This is a genomic window from Terrabacter sp. 2TAF16 (assembly GCF_052115065.1).
Classification (GTDB): Bacteria; Actinomycetota; Actinomycetes; order Actinomycetales; family Dermatophilaceae; genus Terrabacter.
Window position 1 is genome coordinate 229,289 of sequence record NZ_JBFRFZ010000003.1, and the last position, 16,454, is coordinate 245,742.

The 16,454-nt window shown below is 70.2% G+C and carries 18 protein-coding genes; 10 read left to right on the forward strand and 8 right to left on the reverse strand.

Annotated elements, in window-relative coordinates; translation table 11 throughout:
• Positions 1–19: 19 nt before the first annotated feature.
• Both AB4Z14_RS04915 and AB4Z14_RS04920 read right to left on the reverse strand, forming a co-directional pair.
• Complete coding sequence (locus AB4Z14_RS04915; RefSeq protein WP_442274333.1) at positions 20–484, reverse strand: phage tail protein; 465 nt, start codon at positions 482–484, stop codon at positions 20–22.
• Positions 485–594: 110 nt separating this feature from the next.
• Positions 595–1,038: a ferritin-like domain-containing protein gene (locus AB4Z14_RS04920; protein WP_442274221.1), complete on the reverse strand. Its 444-nt coding sequence runs from the start codon at positions 1,036–1,038 to the stop codon at positions 595–597.
• Positions 1,039–1,240: 202 nt separating this feature from the next.
• On the opposite strand from AB4Z14_RS04920, the gene AB4Z14_RS04925 reads away from it, so the two are divergent.
• Positions 1,241–2,359 carry an ANTAR domain-containing protein gene (locus AB4Z14_RS04925; protein WP_442274222.1) on the forward strand — a complete coding sequence of 373 codons (1,119 nt, stop codon included), beginning with the start codon at positions 1,241–1,243 and terminating at the stop codon, positions 2,357–2,359.
• A 42-nt stretch (positions 2,360–2,401) separates the two neighbouring features.
• On the opposite strand, the gene AB4Z14_RS04930 is transcribed toward AB4Z14_RS04925, so the two are convergent.
• From AB4Z14_RS04930 to AB4Z14_RS04940, 3 genes are all read right to left on the reverse strand, one after another.
• Entirely contained in the window at positions 2,402–2,989 is a 588-nt protein-coding gene (locus AB4Z14_RS04930) for a DUF6529 family protein (RefSeq protein WP_442274223.1), read from the reverse strand.
• 264 nt (positions 2,990–3,253) lie between these two features.
• Positions 3,254–3,658, reverse strand: coding sequence for a DUF1294 domain-containing protein (locus AB4Z14_RS04935; protein WP_442274224.1), 405 nt, complete (start codon positions 3,656–3,658; stop codon positions 3,254–3,256).
• Between the two features lie 160 nt (positions 3,659–3,818).
• On the reverse strand, positions 3,819–5,399 hold the full coding sequence (locus tag AB4Z14_RS04940) for a dihydrofolate reductase family protein (RefSeq protein ID WP_442274225.1): 1,581 nt from the start codon (positions 5,397–5,399) through the stop codon (positions 3,819–3,821).
• A gap of 419 nt (positions 5,400–5,818) precedes the next feature.
• Between AB4Z14_RS04940 and AB4Z14_RS04945 the strand changes: the two genes are divergently transcribed.
• From AB4Z14_RS04945 to AB4Z14_RS04970, 6 genes are all read left to right on the forward strand, one after another.
• On the forward strand, positions 5,819–6,031 hold the full coding sequence (locus AB4Z14_RS04945; RefSeq protein WP_442274226.1) for a helix-turn-helix domain-containing protein: 213 nt from the start codon (positions 5,819–5,821) through the stop codon (positions 6,029–6,031).
• Positions 6,032–6,057: 26 nt separating this feature from the next.
• Positions 6,058–6,666, forward strand: a complete 609-nt coding sequence (locus tag AB4Z14_RS04950; RefSeq protein ID WP_442274227.1) for a Clp protease N-terminal domain-containing protein — start codon at positions 6,058–6,060, stop codon at positions 6,664–6,666.
• An 85-nt stretch (positions 6,667–6,751) separates the two neighbouring features.
• Positions 6,752–7,111, forward strand: a complete 360-nt coding sequence (locus tag AB4Z14_RS04955; RefSeq protein ID WP_442274228.1) for a nitroreductase/quinone reductase family protein — start codon at positions 6,752–6,754, stop codon at positions 7,109–7,111.
• Between the two features lie 264 nt (positions 7,112–7,375).
• Positions 7,376–8,785 (forward strand): alkaline phosphatase family protein, encoded by a 1,410-nt coding sequence (locus AB4Z14_RS04960; RefSeq protein WP_442274229.1) that lies wholly within the window; start codon positions 7,376–7,378, stop codon positions 8,783–8,785.
• A 49-nt stretch (positions 8,786–8,834) separates the two neighbouring features.
• Complete coding sequence (locus AB4Z14_RS04965) at positions 8,835–9,035, forward strand: hypothetical protein (protein WP_442274230.1); 201 nt, start codon at positions 8,835–8,837, stop codon at positions 9,033–9,035.
• Between the two features lie 60 nt (positions 9,036–9,095).
• Entirely contained in the window at positions 9,096–9,656 is a 561-nt protein-coding gene (locus AB4Z14_RS04970) for an NYN domain-containing protein (RefSeq protein ID WP_442274231.1), read from the forward strand.
• Between the two features lie 14 nt (positions 9,657–9,670).
• Here AB4Z14_RS04970 and AB4Z14_RS04975 read toward each other — a convergent pair whose 3' ends face one another.
• Positions 9,671–10,081 carry an MmcQ/YjbR family DNA-binding protein gene (locus tag AB4Z14_RS04975; protein ID WP_442274232.1) on the reverse strand — a complete coding sequence of 137 codons (411 nt, stop codon included), beginning with the start codon at positions 10,079–10,081 and terminating at the stop codon, positions 9,671–9,673.
• 78 nt (positions 10,082–10,159) lie between these two features.
• Here AB4Z14_RS04975 and AB4Z14_RS04980 point away from each other — a divergent pair, with 78 nt between their 5' ends.
• Positions 10,160–10,753, forward strand: coding sequence for a GNAT family N-acetyltransferase (locus AB4Z14_RS04980; protein ID WP_442274233.1), 594 nt, complete (start codon positions 10,160–10,162; stop codon positions 10,751–10,753).
• 40 nt (positions 10,754–10,793) lie between these two features.
• Here AB4Z14_RS04980 and AB4Z14_RS04985 read toward each other — a convergent pair whose 3' ends face one another.
• Positions 10,794–11,471: a Type 1 glutamine amidotransferase-like domain-containing protein gene (locus AB4Z14_RS04985; RefSeq protein WP_442274334.1), complete on the reverse strand. Its 678-nt coding sequence runs from the start codon at positions 11,469–11,471 to the stop codon at positions 10,794–10,796.
• Positions 11,472–11,733: 262 nt separating this feature from the next.
• Between AB4Z14_RS04985 and AB4Z14_RS04990 the strand changes: the two genes are divergently transcribed.
• Both AB4Z14_RS04990 and AB4Z14_RS04995 read left to right on the forward strand, forming a co-directional pair.
• Entirely contained in the window at positions 11,734–14,457 is a 2,724-nt protein-coding gene (locus AB4Z14_RS04990; protein WP_442274234.1) for a GAF domain-containing protein, read from the forward strand.
• A gap of 106 nt (positions 14,458–14,563) precedes the next feature.
• A complete protein-coding gene (locus AB4Z14_RS04995; RefSeq protein WP_442274235.1) occupies positions 14,564–14,980 on the forward strand; it encodes a nitroreductase family deazaflavin-dependent oxidoreductase in 417 nt (138 codons plus the stop codon).
• Between the two features lie 53 nt (positions 14,981–15,033).
• On the opposite strand, the gene AB4Z14_RS05000 is transcribed toward AB4Z14_RS04995, so the two are convergent.
• The gene (locus tag AB4Z14_RS05000; protein ID WP_442274236.1) at positions 15,034–15,903 is read right to left on the reverse strand and encodes an oxidoreductase; all 870 of its coding nucleotides are present in this window, start codon (positions 15,901–15,903) and stop codon (positions 15,034–15,036) included.
• Positions 15,904–16,454: the final 551 nt, after the last annotated feature.

A 16,454-nucleotide genomic window follows, 5' to 3' on the forward strand; every position in this document is an offset into this window, starting at 1 on the left:
TCGGTCGTGGCCGGTCGGGTCAGTACTCGCCCTTGATGACGAAGTAGGAGCCCCGGATCGTGCCGGCCAGCTTCGACTTCTGGCGGGCGAACTTGAACCGGGACGCGAGCTCCTCGGGGACCTCCATGCCGTCGGAGAGCTTGAAGCCGACGGCGCGCTTGCCGGCCGGGTCGATCGCGTACATGACGTTGATCGACAGGCCGGACTCGTAGAAGACGTAGGCCATCCTGAGCCCGTCGACCTCGAACGCCGTGGCCTCGATGGGCCGCGACTCGATCGTGAGGTCACGCTCCTCCGCGAGGATGCGGTGGACGTACTCGACGATCTCGCTCGCGTCTGCCGCGGGCTCGACGGTGAGGACGTGGTCGTACTTGTTCTTGTAGTAGCGCGCCTCGTTGGCCCGGAGGCCAGCCAGCGCCTCCGCGACGGGGGAGCTCTCGAGCCCCTCGGTGGACACGTCCACGAAGTCGACGACGAACGACACGGCATACCTCCTGGTCTCGGGGCTTCGTCGCCACAGTAGCGCCGCGCCCACGCGATGACCCCTCCACCGGACCGGGGCCGGTGGAGGGGCCAGGCCGAGCCCGGGCGCCGTCAGTCGGCGACCTGGAGGGCCTTGACCTCGTCGCGGGCAGCCACGATCGCGGCGTGCTGGCGGGTCACGACGGCGCGGAAGCCGGCGCTGAGGTCGGCCTTCTCGGCCTTCTCGTACTCGGAGACCGCGTGGTCCTCGCCGGTCACGGCCGCGCCGAGGACGCTGCCCGCGTCGTCGCCGGTCAGGGCGTCCTTGAGCGAGATCCAGCCGCGGTGCAGGTTCGCTGCGACCGAGCCGCTCTCGTCGACGTCGTCGCCGTACTCATGGCCCATCTCGACGATCTCGCGATGGAAGCCGGCGCGCTGCTCGGACAGCCGCTGCAGGGTGGTGGCCCACTCGGCGCGGTCGCTGTCACGCAGCTTCTCCGCGGCTGAGGCGAATCCGCGCTCGCCGTCCTTCAGCGTCTCCACGAGGTCCTTGGCGACCTTCTCGTCATCCGACATGTGCACTCCTTCGATCAGGTTGCTGGTCCCTCGGGTCCTACCCGACGGCGTCACGACCCAACCGCGGGCGGCCCGGATCCCCCGCGCCGGGTCTGCCACGAGCCGGTGCTCGCGGTCGGCGCTTCACGCGTAGCGATCTGACGAGCACCGCTCGGCGATAGAGTCGAGGCAGCATCCGGGCGTCTGGGAGGAGGCCACGGCGATGGCATCGGAATCGGTCGAGGACGAGCGCCAGTGGGCGGCCGAGAAGCGCGACTTCGTCGCCGACCGACGTGACGAGCTGGCGGCTGAGCGCGACGCCGTCGCGGACGCGAGGGACGCGATCGCGGACGCGCGACAGGCTCGGCTGGACGAGCTGGAACGGCAGCTGGACGCCCGCGCGGCCGAGCTCGGATCCACAGGCGACAGTGTCGAATCGGCTGCTTCCCGAGCTGCCGACCGCGCCGGCCGGGCACGGGCGCTCGAGGACCGTGAGGAGATGGCCGCCTCACGCGATGCCGCCGAGGTCGACCGGGACGAGGCTGCCGAGCGACGGGTCGCGGCCACTCCGACGACCAAGCTGGCCGCGGCGTTCGCCGAGGTCGCCGAGCACCTCTACGCCGCCGACTCCTTCGACGAGGTCATGTCGCGGATCGCCCAGGCCGCGGTGGGCACCATCGCGGGGTGCCGGATGGCCAGCGTCACGCTCCGGGAGGGCGGGGCCTTCCAGACCGCAGCGACCACGGCCTCGGCCGCCACGGCCGTCGACGACGCGCAGTACGAGGCACACGAGGGACCCTGCCTGGACGCGGTGGACGAGGCCGTCGTGTATGCGCGGGCCTTCCCCGACACCCGCTGGCCGACGCTGGCGTCACGCCCGGTCGACCACGGCGCCGAGTCCGCCGCCTCCTACCGCCTGGCCGCGCCGAGACTGTGGACCGACGGCGGCGGGGGCTCGCTCAACACGTACGGGGCCGAGCCGGATGCGTTCAGCGACGACGCGCGGGACATCGGTCTCATCCTGGCTGCGCACGCCGGGATGGCCGCGGGAGCAGCCCACGAACGTCGCGACCTCACGGACCTGGCCGAGGGGCTGAACCAGGCACTCGTGTCCAGGGACGTCATCGGCCAGGCCAAGGGGATCCTCATGGAGCGGCTGAAGCTCACCCCGGAGGATGCGTTCGACGCGCTGCGACGGGCGTCCCAGCGGCTCAACGAGAAGCTCCGGTCGGTGGCTGTCACGGTGGCGCAGACGGGCGAGTTCGACAGCAGCGACGCCCTGCGGGCGGACTCGGGTGCGACCCGCCCGCCTGCGCGAGCCGGCGATGCGGGCGGGGCCTGAGCACCTGGCATACATCGGGTGACGATCACGGGTGCTGAGGGGTCAGCCGTAGCCACCCGAGCCCGGCCAGCCCCGGGCCGCGATGTACCAGATCGCCGACGTCAGCACGGCGCCGATGAGCAGCGCGAAGAGGAGACCGCCTGCCACGGGCAGGAACCAGCCGGGTGCGCGCCTGGACCGGACCGCGACGATCTTGACGACGACGGCACCGATGACGGCGCACCCGAGGATCCCGTGCACGACGGTGCGCGTGGAGACGGGCTCGCCGTCACGGAGCGTCCCGGACTCGAGGCCGAGCGCCCAGAGGCAGTGGTAGGCGACGAGGACGATGAGCACGACGGCGGCCGCGCCGCAGATGCGGTGGGCGGTGCCGAGCCAGGACGGCGCTCCGATGCCGAGCCTGCCGTAGAGCCAGAGGGCACCGACGAGCTGGAGCAGCGCGAGCACCCCGATCACCACGGACAGCACGACCTTCATGTCGATCACCGTGCGGAAGCCGAACGTCGTCGTGCCGGCGAGCGTCGGGTCGTGGACCTTGCCGAAGACCCCGACGAGCAGAGCGACGACCGCGCCCACGGCGAACGCCGCCAGGGGGATCGCCAGGCTCTTCGCAGGCCTGCTGTCAGCCATGGTTTCAGGATCCTCCCTGCCCGGCCCGTGCGGGAGAGGAACGGCTCAAGACCGAGCCCGTCGCCTGAGACGGAGGGTCCCGGCGTGCGCGGGGCCGTCAGTCCGTGCCGGCTGGCCGACTCCACGCCGAGAAGGGCGGCGCCAGCGAATCGCTCAGAGGCCGACGGCCGGTGGGTTCCCTGGAACTGCTTGGGAAGTGTCCGACCCATTGGGGGTCGTGTCCCGGTTTCAGAGATGTCGGCGGGGACGTGGCCCGGGCTGGATCTAGACGGGCGACAGCACGTGCACGAGCCAGGCGAGGAACGCGCCGTTGGCGAGGACGGTGAGCCAGAAGACCGTGCGGAAGGGCTGCTTGACCGTCTTGTGCCGGAAGACGTGTCGCGCGACGAGCGCCCCCGGCCAGCCACCCAGGAGGTCGATCGTGTGGAGCGTGGACTCCGGCGTACGCCGTTTGCCACTGACCGATGCCGCCGACTTGTCCGCGCGGTACATCGCGAAGGCGACGCCGCTGAGCAGGAGGTAGGCGACCGCTAGCCAGACCGGGAGGATGTCCCGCACCAGGAGGACCCCCAGGAGGCCGAAGAAGAGGATCGCGACGGCGACCGCCAGCAGGCTGCCGCGCGCTCGGCGGCGTCCACGCCGGTGTCCGACGCGGTTGTCTGCAGGCATCTCTTCGGCTCCTCGGCTCGGGATCGTCAGGCGGGACAGCCTGGCTCGAGGGGGAGCGGGTCGTCCTGACCGGACATTATGCGGCCCGCCCTGCCGCCCGTGGCGAGGATTCGCGAACGACGGTCGGATCGGCGGCGCGGCCGGTCAGGGGCGAGCTCGGTCAGGAGGAGTGGGCCGGGCGCACCGGATAGCGCAGGTGCGTCACACCGACGCCGGCGATGACGGTCGGGTCGCCGAGGACGGCCGGCGTCGTCGCGATGTGGTCGAAGAGTCGCACCCCGGAGCCGAGCAGCACTGCGGCGAGGTCGATCTGGAGGTAGTCGACCAGTCCCGCGTTGAGCAGCCGCTGGATCGTGTCGGCGCCGTGGACGCCCACGGACCTCTCACCGGCGGCGTCCTTGGCCTGGCGCACCGCGCGCTCGATGCCGTCCGTCACGAAGTGGACGGTCGACCCGGGCCGGGGCCACCCGTCCGGGACGTCGTGAGTGACGACGAAGGCCGGGCCCCACGCGTGGTTGCCGCCCCAGCCCTGGGCGACCTCGAAGGTGCGGCGTCCGGTGAGGACGGCCCCGAGCTGGGGCGTGAGCTCGCGGAGGTACCGGGCGCTCGGCTCGGACACCCGGAACGTCATGGGGTCCGAGCCTCCGGTGGTGAACTCGACGTCACCGGAGGCGAAGTACCAGTCGAAGACCTGCATCACGTCGTCGTCGGGACCGGCGACGAAGCCGTCGAGCGACATGGACATGATGGCGACGACGTCAGACATGGTGGTGGTTCCTCTCCACAGTGGGTGCGTGTGAACTGCTCTACTCTGGCAACGAACAGCACCGCCTCGGTCGGACAGCGAGCACCGAACGTTCTCGCGGGGCCCGGGTGGGAGCCCGGTCAGGCCCAGAGCTCGACGAGCTGCTCCGCGAGGTCGAGGCCCTGGTCGTAGCCCCCTCGCGCGGCCGGCAGACGGGTCGAGCGCGTTGGCGCCGAAGACGTCACCCGCTCGGTCGTCCGGGAAGACGGTCTCGACCCTGCTGCCACCCGCCCGCAGCTCCGCGACCTGGCTGGCGAGGTCCATGCCCCACTCGAGCGGCATGCGCGTCCGGCCGCTGAAGGGTGACAGCACGAGGACCCGCCCGTAGCCCGCTGCCAGATCGGCGTTCTCGCTGCGCCGGTAGCCGCCGTTGAGGTAGTGGTGCTCGCCGATCCGATAGGGCGTCATCGCCGAGGTGCTGGCGGCAACGGCGTCCACGAGGTCGACACCGCTGTCCCGGTCGAAGACGACGGGCTCCCCGGTGTCCGCATCGACGGCGGCGATGAGGATGCGCTGTCGCGGCCAGTCGTGGTGGGGGAGACGGGACGCGACGATGCTGCGCCACCGCGTCGGGTCGGACGGGTTGGCCGCCTCTCGCTCCAGCGCGGCCGCGCCCATCCGACGACGCATGTCGTAGGCGTTCTCCGACGTCGCGATGATCGTGTCCGACCACTCCAGGTAGTTCGAGCCCGAGACGTTCGATCCGCCTCGTCGGTGGGCCCCGCCACCCCGGGACGGAGGCGGGGGCACCTCAGCGAGGATGGCGGCATACAGCTCCGTGGGGCGTGTGCTGCCGGTGATCTGGGCTGCGACGGTCGACCCGGCCGAGGTCCCGACGACGAGGTCGGCCTCCGTGAGGTCGACGCCGGCATCCGAGAGCCCGGCGATGAGGCCGAGCTCCCACGCGTTGCCTGCGGCTCCCGCGCCGGCCAGCACCAGGGCGCGTTGGTCGGTGGAGGCCGATTGGCTTGTGGCATGGGCTTGCTGGGCGATCGGCCAGTTCCCGTGTTGTGGGTCTCGTGGCGTCGAGGGAGGAGTGGTGTTCATGGGAGTGCCTTTCGCGGGTTGCGTGGAGGGCCTCCCTGTGGCGACTACGTCGGTCGCGCGATCGTGGACTGCGGGGGAGCACCCAGTGCGGTTGCGGTGTTCACGGGTCTCACCTCCTGCGGACGGATCACGATCACTCGGACGCTAGCAGCCCGACGGCGCAGTGCGCATCGTCAGGCGACCACGGGGTGTCCTGCCGCCTCCCGGGCACGTGTCGGCGGGTCAACTCGGGGAGCCCCTGCACTGGCGGTTGGGCTCTCCGTCAGCATGTGTTGACGACCTGAAATCGTCAGCATATGCTGACAGGCATGACCAGGACCGCCACAGACCTTGCAGGCGACCTCGACAGCTCCGACCCGACAGTCGGACTGCGGGCCGTTGCCGCGCTGGGTCGGCTGCTCGACCAGCTCGAGGCCCTGCACGTGCGCAACGCCCGGGGCAAGGGCTGGTCCTGGCAAGAGATCGCCGACGCGCTCGGTGTCTCGAAGCAGACCGTCCACCGCAAGCACGCCCGGAGGTAGACCCGTGTTCGAACGCTTCGCCCAGGATGCGCGCACCGTCGTGGTTTCGGCTCGGGCCCGCTGTCGCGACCTCGGGGCCGAGGAGGTGCCCGGTACACCTCCTCCTCGCGCTGACCGAGGAGGGCAGCGGGGTCACCGACGTCCTCGCCGCCTACGGTGTGACGACGACTGCCGTCGCCGAGTGCCTGGGTGTGGCGCCATCCCCGCAGTGGGTCCCGCTCGGCGAGGAGGACGCCGCGGCGCTTCGGTCCCTCGGCATCGATCTCGACTCCATTCGTGAGGCCGCCGAGCGTCGCTTCGGCCAAGGGGCACTCGACGAGCCGGCCTCAGGAGCGACCCGAGACGCGGGCCGCACCGCACCGTCGGATGAAGCCGATGACGACGACGCACGGGCCGCTCGGGGGCGGTTCGGGTGGGGTGGTCACATTCGGTTTGCGCGTGGCTCGAAGAAGGTGCTCGAGCTGTCACTGCGTGAGGCGGTCCGCGCCGGCGACCGCGAGATCCGCACCGAACACATCGCCCTCGGTCTCCTGCGCGCCGACGACGAGGCGGTCACCCTGCTGATGAAGACCATCGGCGCCGACCCGCTGGCCGTGCGCGCCGACCTCGTCGACCACGGCCGCCGCGCCGGCTGATCGGCGCTCTGCCCCGCTCTGCCCCGGCAGTGCCCACTGGTTCGCGGCACGTCACCGCGATGTTCCATAGCCTTCATGGATGGACGTGGTGGAGCTGCCGCCGACCGGCACCTGCGAGATCAGCACCGTCGGGCGCAGGAGCGGCCGCGTCACCAGGATCGAGATCTGGTACGTCGTGGTCGACGGACAGATCGTCCTGACCGGCACGCCCGGCTCGAGGCACTGGCTGGCCAACCTGCGCGCACATCGCGAGGCGGTGCTGCACCTGCGTGAGCCGGCCGACGATCGTGCAGTCGTGGCAGACGAGGTGACGGATCCGGCCATGCGGCGACACGTCACCGAAGAGGCCTGGCGCCTCCAACCGTGGTACGCAGCGCAGCCGTACTCCATGGACGAATGGGTGAGCGGCTCACCCATGGTCAGGCTGACAGCCCGTGACGAGTGACGTGTCCGCTCCCAGATCGACGGGGGATGGGGGTGAGCGACCGGGGCGACCCCGTTCATCGCTGACGGATGTGTGCGAAACGGTGTCAGACCGGGCCATTCCGACGCTAACGTCAATAGGTCGGAAAGTCTTCGGCCCTGAGGGGGAGCCGTGCGTGCTACCGGGTGGCGAGCTGTTGCATTGGTGACGGCGCCGATCGTCGGAGCGTTGTCCTTTGCCCCAATCGGTTCGGCGTCGACGCAGGTGAATCCGAAGGTGGAGCACGTGCTGCTGCTCAGCCTCGACGGGTTTCACGACGTCGATCTGACGAACTACGTCGCGGCGCATCCCACATCCGCGCTGGCGGAGGTCGTGGCACGAGGACGTCGCTACTCGAACGCGTCAGCCCAGACACCGTCGGACTCGTTTCCCGGCACGCTCGCCATGGCGACAGGCGGGTCACCGCGGTCGACCGGGGTCTACTACGACGTGTCCTGGGACAACAGCCTCTCGCCGGCAGGCTCGGACTGCAGTACGCGGGGCGCGCTCGTTCCGTTCAACCAGACGATCAACGTCAACGCCAACACGGGCGACAGCGTGGCCGACATCAACCCGGCCAAGCTGCCTCGTGACCCGGACCACGGGTGCAGCGTCGTCTACCCGCATCAGTTCCTCAAGGTGAACACGATCTACGAGGTGGCGCACGCGGCAGGGCTGCGCACGGCCGTCGCTGACAAGCACCCGAGCTACGAGATCCTGTCCGGTCCCTCCGGCACGGGTATCGACGACTTCTACGGCCCCGAGTTCAACGCGGCCAAGGCGGACATCACGAAGATCATGGCCAACGACGAGCTCAAGGTCCGGGCAGTGCTGAACGAGATCGACGGGCTCGACCACGACGGCACCGCGGTCGTCGGCGTCCCCGCCATCTTCGGCATGAACTTCCAGGCACTGAACATCGGGCAGAAGTTCTCCGGCTACGTCGACGGTGCCGGCACGATCCCCCAGAGCGTCACCACCATCGGCCCCCTCGCCGGGAGCGCCCCCGGGCTCGCGCAGGCGCTCGACTACGTGGACGGCGCGGTCGGCCGGATGCTGAGCCGGGTCGAGGCCAACGGGCTGAACGGCGACACGATGATCATCCTGACCGCCAAGCACGCCAACAGCCCGGTGGATCGCTCCACCCTGCGGTGGATAGACCCAGCCGGCTTCGCTCCGCTCATCAACAGCGTCCAGCCCGGGCTGACCGCGCAGGTGACGGCGGACACGATGGCGCTCATCTGGCTCACGGATCGCACCCGTGCAGCCGACGTGGCGGCCGTGCTCGAGGCGAACGCCACGACGGTCGGGGCCAGCACCGTCACCAGCGGTGCCGCAGTCGCGGAGCTCTTCGCCGGACAGCTCGGCGGCAACGCGAGCCGGATCCCCGACGTCGTCGTGCAGCCGGCGACCGGGGTCGTCTATGCGGCGCCGAATGCGAAGCTGGTCGACCACGGAAGCGGTAGCGCCGAAGACACTCACGTCCCCTTGGTCATCATCGAACCCGGTCGCAAGGGCGGTCGCACCCTCGTCTGTCCCGTCTCGCTGCGGCAGATCGCGCCGACCGTGCTCCGCGCCCTCGGGCTCAGGGAAGACACGCTCGACGCGGTCCGACTGGAAGGCACGCAGCGGCTGACGAACGGGGACGAGTGTTGAGTTGGTCTGCCGTGGGCTGTCCGGCCCTGCCGAGGGCGTCCGGTGAGCGATGACGTACTTCTGGGTCGGCGTCGGCGTGCTGCTCGTGGCCGGCCTCGGCATGATCGTGTGGGCCTCCCAGTCGGGGCCGGACCGGTCCGGGCGTGACGTCTCGGCCCGGCGGAGCAGGCAGACGCAGATCGGTGCCCTCCTGGTGGCGGTCTCGCTCGGCGTCCTCGTGGTCGCCTATCTCACGGCCGCCTGGCCCTAGGCCGCTGCCCGCCTCGCTGGGCGGAGTTGCGAGAGCGGCGGGGGACGTAGGCTCCATCCCATGGCTGAGACTCCCCGCATCACGTACGTCCTCATCGACGGGGAGAACATCGACGCCACCCTCGGGACCTCGATCCTGGGACGGCGCCCGCGCCCCGAGGAGCGCCCGAGGTGGGAACGGCTGCTCCAGTTCGCGCAGGAGCTGTGGAACCAGCCGGCCGCCGGGCTCTTCTTCCTCGCGGCCAACAACGAGCTGCCCATGCCGTTCGTCCAGGCGCTGATGGCCATCGGCTACCGGCCCGTCCCGCTCTCCGGCGCGCCGGGCGAGAAGGTCGTCGACATCGCCATCCAGCGGACGCTCGTCGAGATCCGTCAACGCCGGGCCGACGTGCTCCTCGTCAGCAACGACGGGGACTTCGTCGACCAGGTGGGTGACCTGCTGGACGGCCGGCGGGTGGGGGTCGTCGGATTCCAGGAGTTCCGCAGCAACGCGTTCCTCGAGCTGACGGCCCAGGGTCTGGCCACCTTCGACCTCGAGTACGACGTGCAGGCCTTCCGGGAGTCGCTGCCGCGGATCCGAGTCATCGCGATCGAGGACTTCGACCCGGCCGACTTCCTCTAGCTCGCCTCACGCCGTCACTGGTCCAGTCGGCGCCTCAGCGTGTGGGGCGCGCAGAACCGGTAGCTCTCGGTCACCAGCTCGGCGACCTCGTCCCAGTCGGTGTCGTCGTCGAGCACCATGCCGACGACGGTCGGCGACCACGGCGGCCGGTAGAACGGCGGACCTGCGTTGACCAGCGCCGACAGCTCCTCCCCGGATGAGCGGAAGGTCAGCACCGTGGTCGGCTCGGTCACGCCCGTCACGTCGCGGTATGCCGAGGTGTACCCCTCCTGGGCCACGAGGACGTGGGCGAAGGTCTTGCTCCGCACCCGCCACCGTATGCCCGTCCAGGCGTCCTCCTCGTAGGCGTCGGGCAGGGCCAGCGCAGTGGACCCGAGGCGCGCGACGACGTCACCGGAGGGCTCGATGCGCGGCGGCCTGGACACGCGCCGAGTCTGCCAGCGCACGCCGACAGGTGGTCGCTCGTCCCGGCGCGTCCCCAGCGCCACCACTAGTCTCGAGGTGTGCCCGAGTTCAGCTGGCGACCGGCCAACGACGCGACGACCGCGGACGTCGAGGCCGTGTTCGATGCCGGTGGCGCCGCCAAGTGCCGCTGCCAGGCGCTCAAGGTCCCGGGCTGGATCTGGCGCGACACGACTCAGGACGAGCGAGACGCTGCGCTCCTGGAGCAGGCCGGCTGCGGCACGAGCGGCCCGACATCCGGTCTCGTGGGCTACGTCGACGGCGAGCCGGCCGGCTGGGTCGCGGTCGAGCCTCGGGAGAACTACCCGAGGATCTGGGCCCGGCAGAAGGCGTGGATGCGCATGGACCCCGAGCTCGAGGGCGTCTGGTCGGTCACCTGCTTCGTCGTGCGCAAGGGCTTCCGGCGACAGGGACTGATGTACGAGCTCGCCGCCGCCACCGTCGAGTACGGCAGGAAGGTCGGCGCTCGCGTCCTCGAGGGCTACCCCACCGAGCCGCCGCCCGGGAAGACCGTGATCTGGGACGAGGCGTCAGTCGGGCTGCTGCAGGTCTTCCTCGACGCCGGCTACGAGGTGGAGGCGTCGCCCACCCTGCGTCGGCGGGTGGTGCGACACCGACTCGGCGCATCGGCCTGACGGTCGGCTCCGTCAGGGCCATCTCTGGCTCGAGGTGGCGTCAGCGGTCACGAGGGAAGTGCTTCCAGTTCCCTTCTGACACCACCTCGACGGTGCCATCGGCCACCTTGATCGCCGTCTGGTCGTCCATGGCATACGCAGGATGGGAGATGCCGGCCACCCACTGCTCCGCCTCGGCCATGGAGTTGCCCGGCATGCCGTCCGGAGCCAGATGGGGACAGATCGAGAAGTCGACGATGCCAAGCGTGCTGTCGTCCCCGGTCGGCGGTCTCCACTGGATGAAGTCTTCCCCGACCTCGGGGGTCATCACCATGCTCCCGGCGCTCAGCCCCACCCAGACCGTCTCGGTCAGGGATGGAAGCAGGTCCGCCAGCCCAGACTCCCGCATCCAGTAGCAGAGATAGAGAACGTCGCCCCCGGCCACCAAGAGCACGTCGGTTTCCCGGACCAGCGGCACCCAGCGCTCCTCATCGATGCTGGGGAGCGCGGTCAGCTCCAGCACGCCGACTGACTTCCAGCCCAGGCCGACCATGGGATTCTGGGAGTTTCCACTGATGAACTGCCACGCCTTGACGCCAGGACCGACCCACGGATGACCGTACTGGGCGGTCGGGATGCACAAAGCGCTCGAGTCTTCGATCGGCTTGCCCAGCAGATCGACCAAGGCATCGCAGATGCTCGAGTTCGTGACTCCGCCAGAGGTGAGGAGAAGACGCATTGCCTTGGCTCCGTAGGTCGTGCCGTCCCACAGGACAAGCGTGGTCAACCTCGGAGCGGGAAGGTCCGAGGCGTGTTCACACCGTACACACGCGACGCTGGGCAGCGTTCTTGGTTGTCGGTCCATCCGGAGGTCCTGTCGGCAGCTCCGGTGACGCCCGCGCTCGGAAGGCTGAGGTTGCGACTTTCCCGACCGCGCGCCGTCCGAGGGGAGGAAACTGCAGGGTGGAGCGCATCGAGGCACCAAGGATGGGGAGCCGCGCATGGTCAGGTCCGGAGAGGCGCCGGAGGACAGCATTGCCGTGATGTCGCGGCAGGCGCTCGTGGGGCGTCTTGCGCAGGTCAAGGAGCAGTTCCGGGCCACGAGCGACATCCTCAAGGTGTTGACGAGCTCGTCGGGAGACCCCGACAAGGTCTTCGACGCCGTCGTCGAGAACGCCCGGACGCTGCTCAACGCGGCCGTCGCGCAGATCTACCTCGTCAGGGGTGCCACGTACGTCATCGCGCGCCAGAGCGGCATGACGGAGGAACACCGCCGACTCCTCGAGCAACATCCCATCAAGCGCGACCGCGGCACCCTCGTCGGCCGCGTGACCATCGACCGCAGGATCCACCACATCACCGACGCCGTCGCCGACCCGGACTACAGCCGGTCCGACCTCCAACGGATGGCCGGCTTCCGGTCGATGATCGGCGCGCCGCTCATCGTGGGAGACGAGGTGGTGGGGGCACTCAACGTGATGCGGAACCGCGTCGCCCCCTTCGACGACGTCGACGAGCGCGTGCTCGCGACGTTCGCCGAGCAGGCGGCGCTCGCGCTACGCCACGTCGACCTGTTCGCTGCGCTCGAGAGCAGGTCGGCCGCCCTCGAGAGCAGGTCCGCCGAGCTGGCACGAAAGGTCGAGCAGCTGGAGGGTCTCGCCGACGTCGGCGCCGCGATCAGCTCGACGCTCGTCCCGGACGAGATGCTCGCCACGATCGTGTCGCATGCAGTCGAGCTGTCCGGAACCGACGGCGGTTCGCTGATGGAGTACGACGAGGCGACCGGGCTCTTCCGGGTGCGAACCGTGTACGGCACGAGCGACGACACGATCTCTGCCCTTCGGGCCGCCGAGATCCACATCGACCGGACGTGGGTCGGCAAGGCGGCTCGGACCCGCCGGGTCCTGCAGATCCCCGACCTGGACGAGGCGCGGCTCGACGAGCACCTGGCCGTCCTGCACGCGGCCGGCTGGAAGTCGCTCGTCGCCGTCCCGCTCGCCAGCCCTGACCGGGTCGTCGGCGTCCTGGTCGTCCGGCGAAAGAGGACTGGCTCGTTCAGCGGTGAGACGTGCGACCTGCTCGACACGTTCGCCAGCCAGTCCGCGGTGGCACTGACGAACGCCCGCCTCTACCAGCAGCTCGAGCTGCAGAGCGCCGACCTGGCCGAGGCGAGCAGGCACAAGTCCGAGTTCCTCGCGAGCATGTCGCACGAGCTGCGCACCCCGCTCAACGCCGTGATCGGGTTCTCCGAGGTGCTCCTCGAGCGGATGTTCGGTGACCTCAACGAGCGGCAGGAGGACTACCTCAAGGACATCCATGATGCCGGCCGCCACCTGCTCGCGCTGCTCGGCGACATCCTCGACCTGTCGAAGATCGAGGCGGGGCGGATGGAGCTCGACCTCACCACGTTCCTCGTGGACGACGTCATCGGCCAGGCCCTCTCGCTGGTGCGCGAGCGGGCGGCACTGCACGGCATCGAGCTGACGCTCGAAGCCCAGCAGGGCCTCGGGCTCGTCACCGCCGACGAGCTGCGCCTCAAGCAGGTGCTGCTCAACCTGCTCAGCAATGCCGTCAAGTTCACGCCGGACGGGGGCTCCGTCGGGGTTCACGCACGTCGCGACGCAGGCGACCTCGTCGTGACGGTCACCGACACGGGCATCGGCATCTCGCGAGAGGACCAGGCCCGCATCTTCGACTCGTTCCAGCAGGGCAGCAGGTCTGCGTCGACGACGGAGGGCACAGGCCTCGGGCTCACGCTGAGCAAGCAGATCGTCGAGCTGCACGGGGGCGCGATGTGGGTGCGGAGCGCTCTCGGTGAAGGCAGCACGTTCGGCCTCAGGATCCCGCAGGCGGTGGTGCCTCCGAAGGTGCGAGACGAGCAGTGGCCAGCCGACGACCTCTCGCACTCCGGACCGACCGTGGTGGTCATCGAGGACGACCAGAGATCGGCCGAGCTCGTCGCGCTTCACCTTCGCGCCGCCGGACTCAACCCTGTGACCGTCGGCACCGGTGAGGCGGGACTCGAGGCCGTCCGCCACCTGTCGCCGGCTGCGGTCGTCCTCGACATCCACCTGCCGGGAATGACGGGATGGGACGTGCTGGAGACCCTGAAGGCGGACCCCTCCACGGCGTCCGTGCCCGTCGTGATCGTCAGTGTCGAACCCGAGCGCGGCCGCGGATTCGCTCTGGGCGCAACGGAGTACCTCGTCAAGCCGGTCGCCGGGGAGCACTTGCTCGCAGCCGTCAGCCGAGCGCTGCAACAGACTCGGAATCCCGTTCCGGTGGGGAGCCTTCCCGAAGGTCGTAGCGTCGTCGTCGTCGACGACGACCCGCTCGCAGTCAAGCTCGTGCGAAGCACGCTGGAGCCGCTCCGCTGGACGGTCCACACGTGCTCGGGCGGCCTCGATGCCGCGGATCTGGTCCGCACGGTGAACCCGTCGGTCGTCATCATGGACCTGCTCATGCCGGAGGCGGACGGGTTCGCCGTCATCGACGAGCTGGGGGGCGACGGCACAGACAGCGGCCCACCCATCGTCGTCCTCACGGCGAAGTCGCTGACGTCAGAGGACCTGCGACGACTCGAGGGCCGGATCGCCTTCGTCGCGGGGAAGGCAGGGCTCGACCTGGCGAGCCTGGCACGGCGGCTGGCCCAGATCGCCGCTGCGGACGAGGCCGAGGCCGGGAGCGGGACCAGCCACGAGACGGGCGACGGAGGGACGTCATGAGCGACCGGCCGCTGGTCCCTCTCGCGGAGGAACGCCTCGTCGACCGACGACGAATGGGTGGCGGCCCCACAGCTGTGGTCGGGCCACCCCGCGTAGCCTGACGGGCATGAGCGACTGGAATGACAAGGTCATTGCCGAGTTCCGGGACCACGGCGGGAAGGTCGGCGGCAACTTCGCGGGCGCGCCCCTCCTCCTGCTCCACACCACCGGCGCCAAGTCGGGGGAGACGCGCGTCAACCCGATGATGTACCAGGCCGTCGACGGAGGCTGGGCCGTCTTCGCGTCCTACGCCGGCCTCGACGTGAACCCGGCGTGGTTCCACAACCTCAAGGCCCACCCCGACGTGGCGATCGAGGTGGGCGCCGGGGGTGAGGTCGAGACGATCGACGTGCACGCGAAGGTCCTAACCCCCGACGAGCGCGAGCCGGTCTGGGAGGAGCAGAAGCGCCGCTACCCGGGCTTCGCCCAGTACGAGCAGAAGACCGACCGCGTCATCCCGGTCGTCCTCCTGGCGCGCCGCTGACGCGCCCTGACGCGGCGGCGCCGCTGAACGCCCAGCCTGACGCCCAGCCCCGGTCAGGCGGCGACCGCCGCCAGCTCGGCCAGGTCGTCGTCGGTCAGCTCGAGGTCGGCGACCGCCATGTTCTCCTCGAGGTGCGCGACCGACGACGTGCCCGGGATGAGCAGCACGTTGTCGGCGCGGGCGAGCAGCCACGCCAGGCCGACCCGGGCCGCGGGCACGCCGCGGCGCTCGGCCACGGCTTGGACGGCCGGCTGGTCCACGACCTTCGGCAGGTGCGGGAAGGCCGAGCCGAGCGGGAAGTACGGCACGTACGCGATCCCGGCCGACGTGCACGCGTCGAGGACGTCTGCGTCCGTCTGGTCGACCAGGCTGAAGGGGTTCTGCACGCACACGATCTCCGTGATCGCCTGCGCCGCAGCGAGAGCCGCAGCCGACACCGTCGAGAGGCCGACCCCGGCGATCTTGCCCTCGTCGCGCAGGGCGGCGAGCTCGGCCACCTGGTCCTCGAGCGGCACCTCACCGGCACCGGGCGCGTCGGCGTCCATCCGACGCAGGTTCACCGCCGTCAGGCGGTCGACCCCGAGAGCGCGCAGATTCGCCTCCACGTCGGCGCGCAGCTCTGCAGGCTTCTGGGCCGGCAACCACGCGCCGGCCGAGTCACGACGCGCCCCCACCTTGGAGACGAGAGCCAGGTCGGCGGCATACGGGTGGAGGGCCTCGCGGATCAGCTCGTTGCTGACGTCGGGCCCGTAGAACTGGGCGGTGTCGATGTGGTCGACGCCGAGCTCGACGGCTCGGCGCAGCACGCGGAGCGCCTCGTCGCGATCGCGCGGTGGGCCCATGACCCCGGGGCCGGGGAGCTGCATGGCGCCGAAGCCCACGCGTCGAACGGTGCGGTCTGCCAGGGGGAAGGTGTCGGTCATCCCATCGACGCTAGGTGTTGGAGTGCGCTCCAACGCAAGGCCGCCGGCCCCGTCCGATGCGCCAACCTTCGACACGCGGCTCCGGACCACGGTCGCCATTGCCATCACAACCTGCGAAATCACGCTCTCCGACAACGGATTTCGTCGAATTCAAACAGAAAGTGGGCGAACCTCGTCCTTTGCCTCACGCGCCGTGCGGCGCACTCACAACGTGAGTCACCCGCTACGCGCTCGGCACGACGCGGACCCGCTCTTCGGCAAGACCCGGCTGCGGTCCGTCACCCAGATCGGCTGCAACGGCCTGTTCGCCTGCCTCGCAACCGGACAAGCACACGTTCGCCTACTTCGACGACGTCGGCCGCCACGACGACGGCGACGACCTCGGCTGCCGACACGGCTTCCGCGTCGGGCCCGACCCAGGCGGCGACCAAGCCGGCGACGTCGGCCGGCGGCCAGCCCGTGACCTCGGAGGGCGGCGCCACGAAGTAGCCGTAGACCCCGGGCGAGGCGCTCGGCGCGCAGGATCTGCGAGCCGAGCACCTCGACCGAGG

What these genes read in the sequence shown, in the direction of transcription:
- AB4Z14_RS04950 (WP_442274227.1), top strand. Translation starts at nt 6,058, where the DNA reads ATGCGCGCACCGTCGTGGTTTCGGCTCGGGCCCGCTGTCGCGACCTCG.
- AB4Z14_RS04945 (WP_442274226.1), top strand. Translation starts at nt 5,819, where the DNA reads ATGACCAGGACCGCCACAGACCTTGCAGGCGACCTCGACAGCTCCGAC.
- AB4Z14_RS04925 (WP_442274222.1), top strand. Translation starts at nt 1,241, where the DNA reads ATGGCATCGGAATCGGTCGAGGACGAGCGCCAGTGGGCGGCCGAGAAG.
- AB4Z14_RS04935 (WP_442274224.1), bottom strand. Translation starts at nt 3,658, where the DNA reads ATGCCTGCAGACAACCGCGTCGGACACCGGCGTGGACGCCGCCGAGCG.
- AB4Z14_RS04995 (WP_442274235.1), top strand. Translation starts at nt 14,564, where the DNA reads ATGAGCGACTGGAATGACAAGGTCATTGCCGAGTTCCGGGACCACGGC.
- AB4Z14_RS04990 (WP_442274234.1), top strand. Translation starts at nt 11,734, where the DNA reads ATGGTCAGGTCCGGAGAGGCGCCGGAGGACAGCATTGCCGTGATGTCG.
- AB4Z14_RS04920 (WP_442274221.1), bottom strand. Translation starts at nt 1,038, where the DNA reads ATGTCGGATGACGAGAAGGTCGCCAAGGACCTCGTGGAGACGCTGAAG.
- AB4Z14_RS04965 (WP_442274230.1), top strand. Translation starts at nt 8,835, where the DNA reads ATGACGTACTTCTGGGTCGGCGTCGGCGTGCTGCTCGTGGCCGGCCTC.
- AB4Z14_RS04970 (WP_442274231.1), top strand. Translation starts at nt 9,096, where the DNA reads ATGGCTGAGACTCCCCGCATCACGTACGTCCTCATCGACGGGGAGAAC.
- AB4Z14_RS04985 (WP_442274334.1), bottom strand. Translation starts at nt 11,471, where the DNA reads ATGCGTCTTCTCCTCACCTCTGGCGGAGTCACGAACTCGAGCATCTGC.
- AB4Z14_RS05000 (WP_442274236.1), bottom strand. Translation starts at nt 15,903, where the DNA reads ATGACCGACACCTTCCCCCTGGCAGACCGCACCGTTCGACGCGTGGGC.
- AB4Z14_RS04930 (WP_442274223.1), bottom strand. Translation starts at nt 2,989, where the DNA reads ATGGCTGACAGCAGGCCTGCGAAGAGCCTGGCGATCCCCCTGGCGGCG.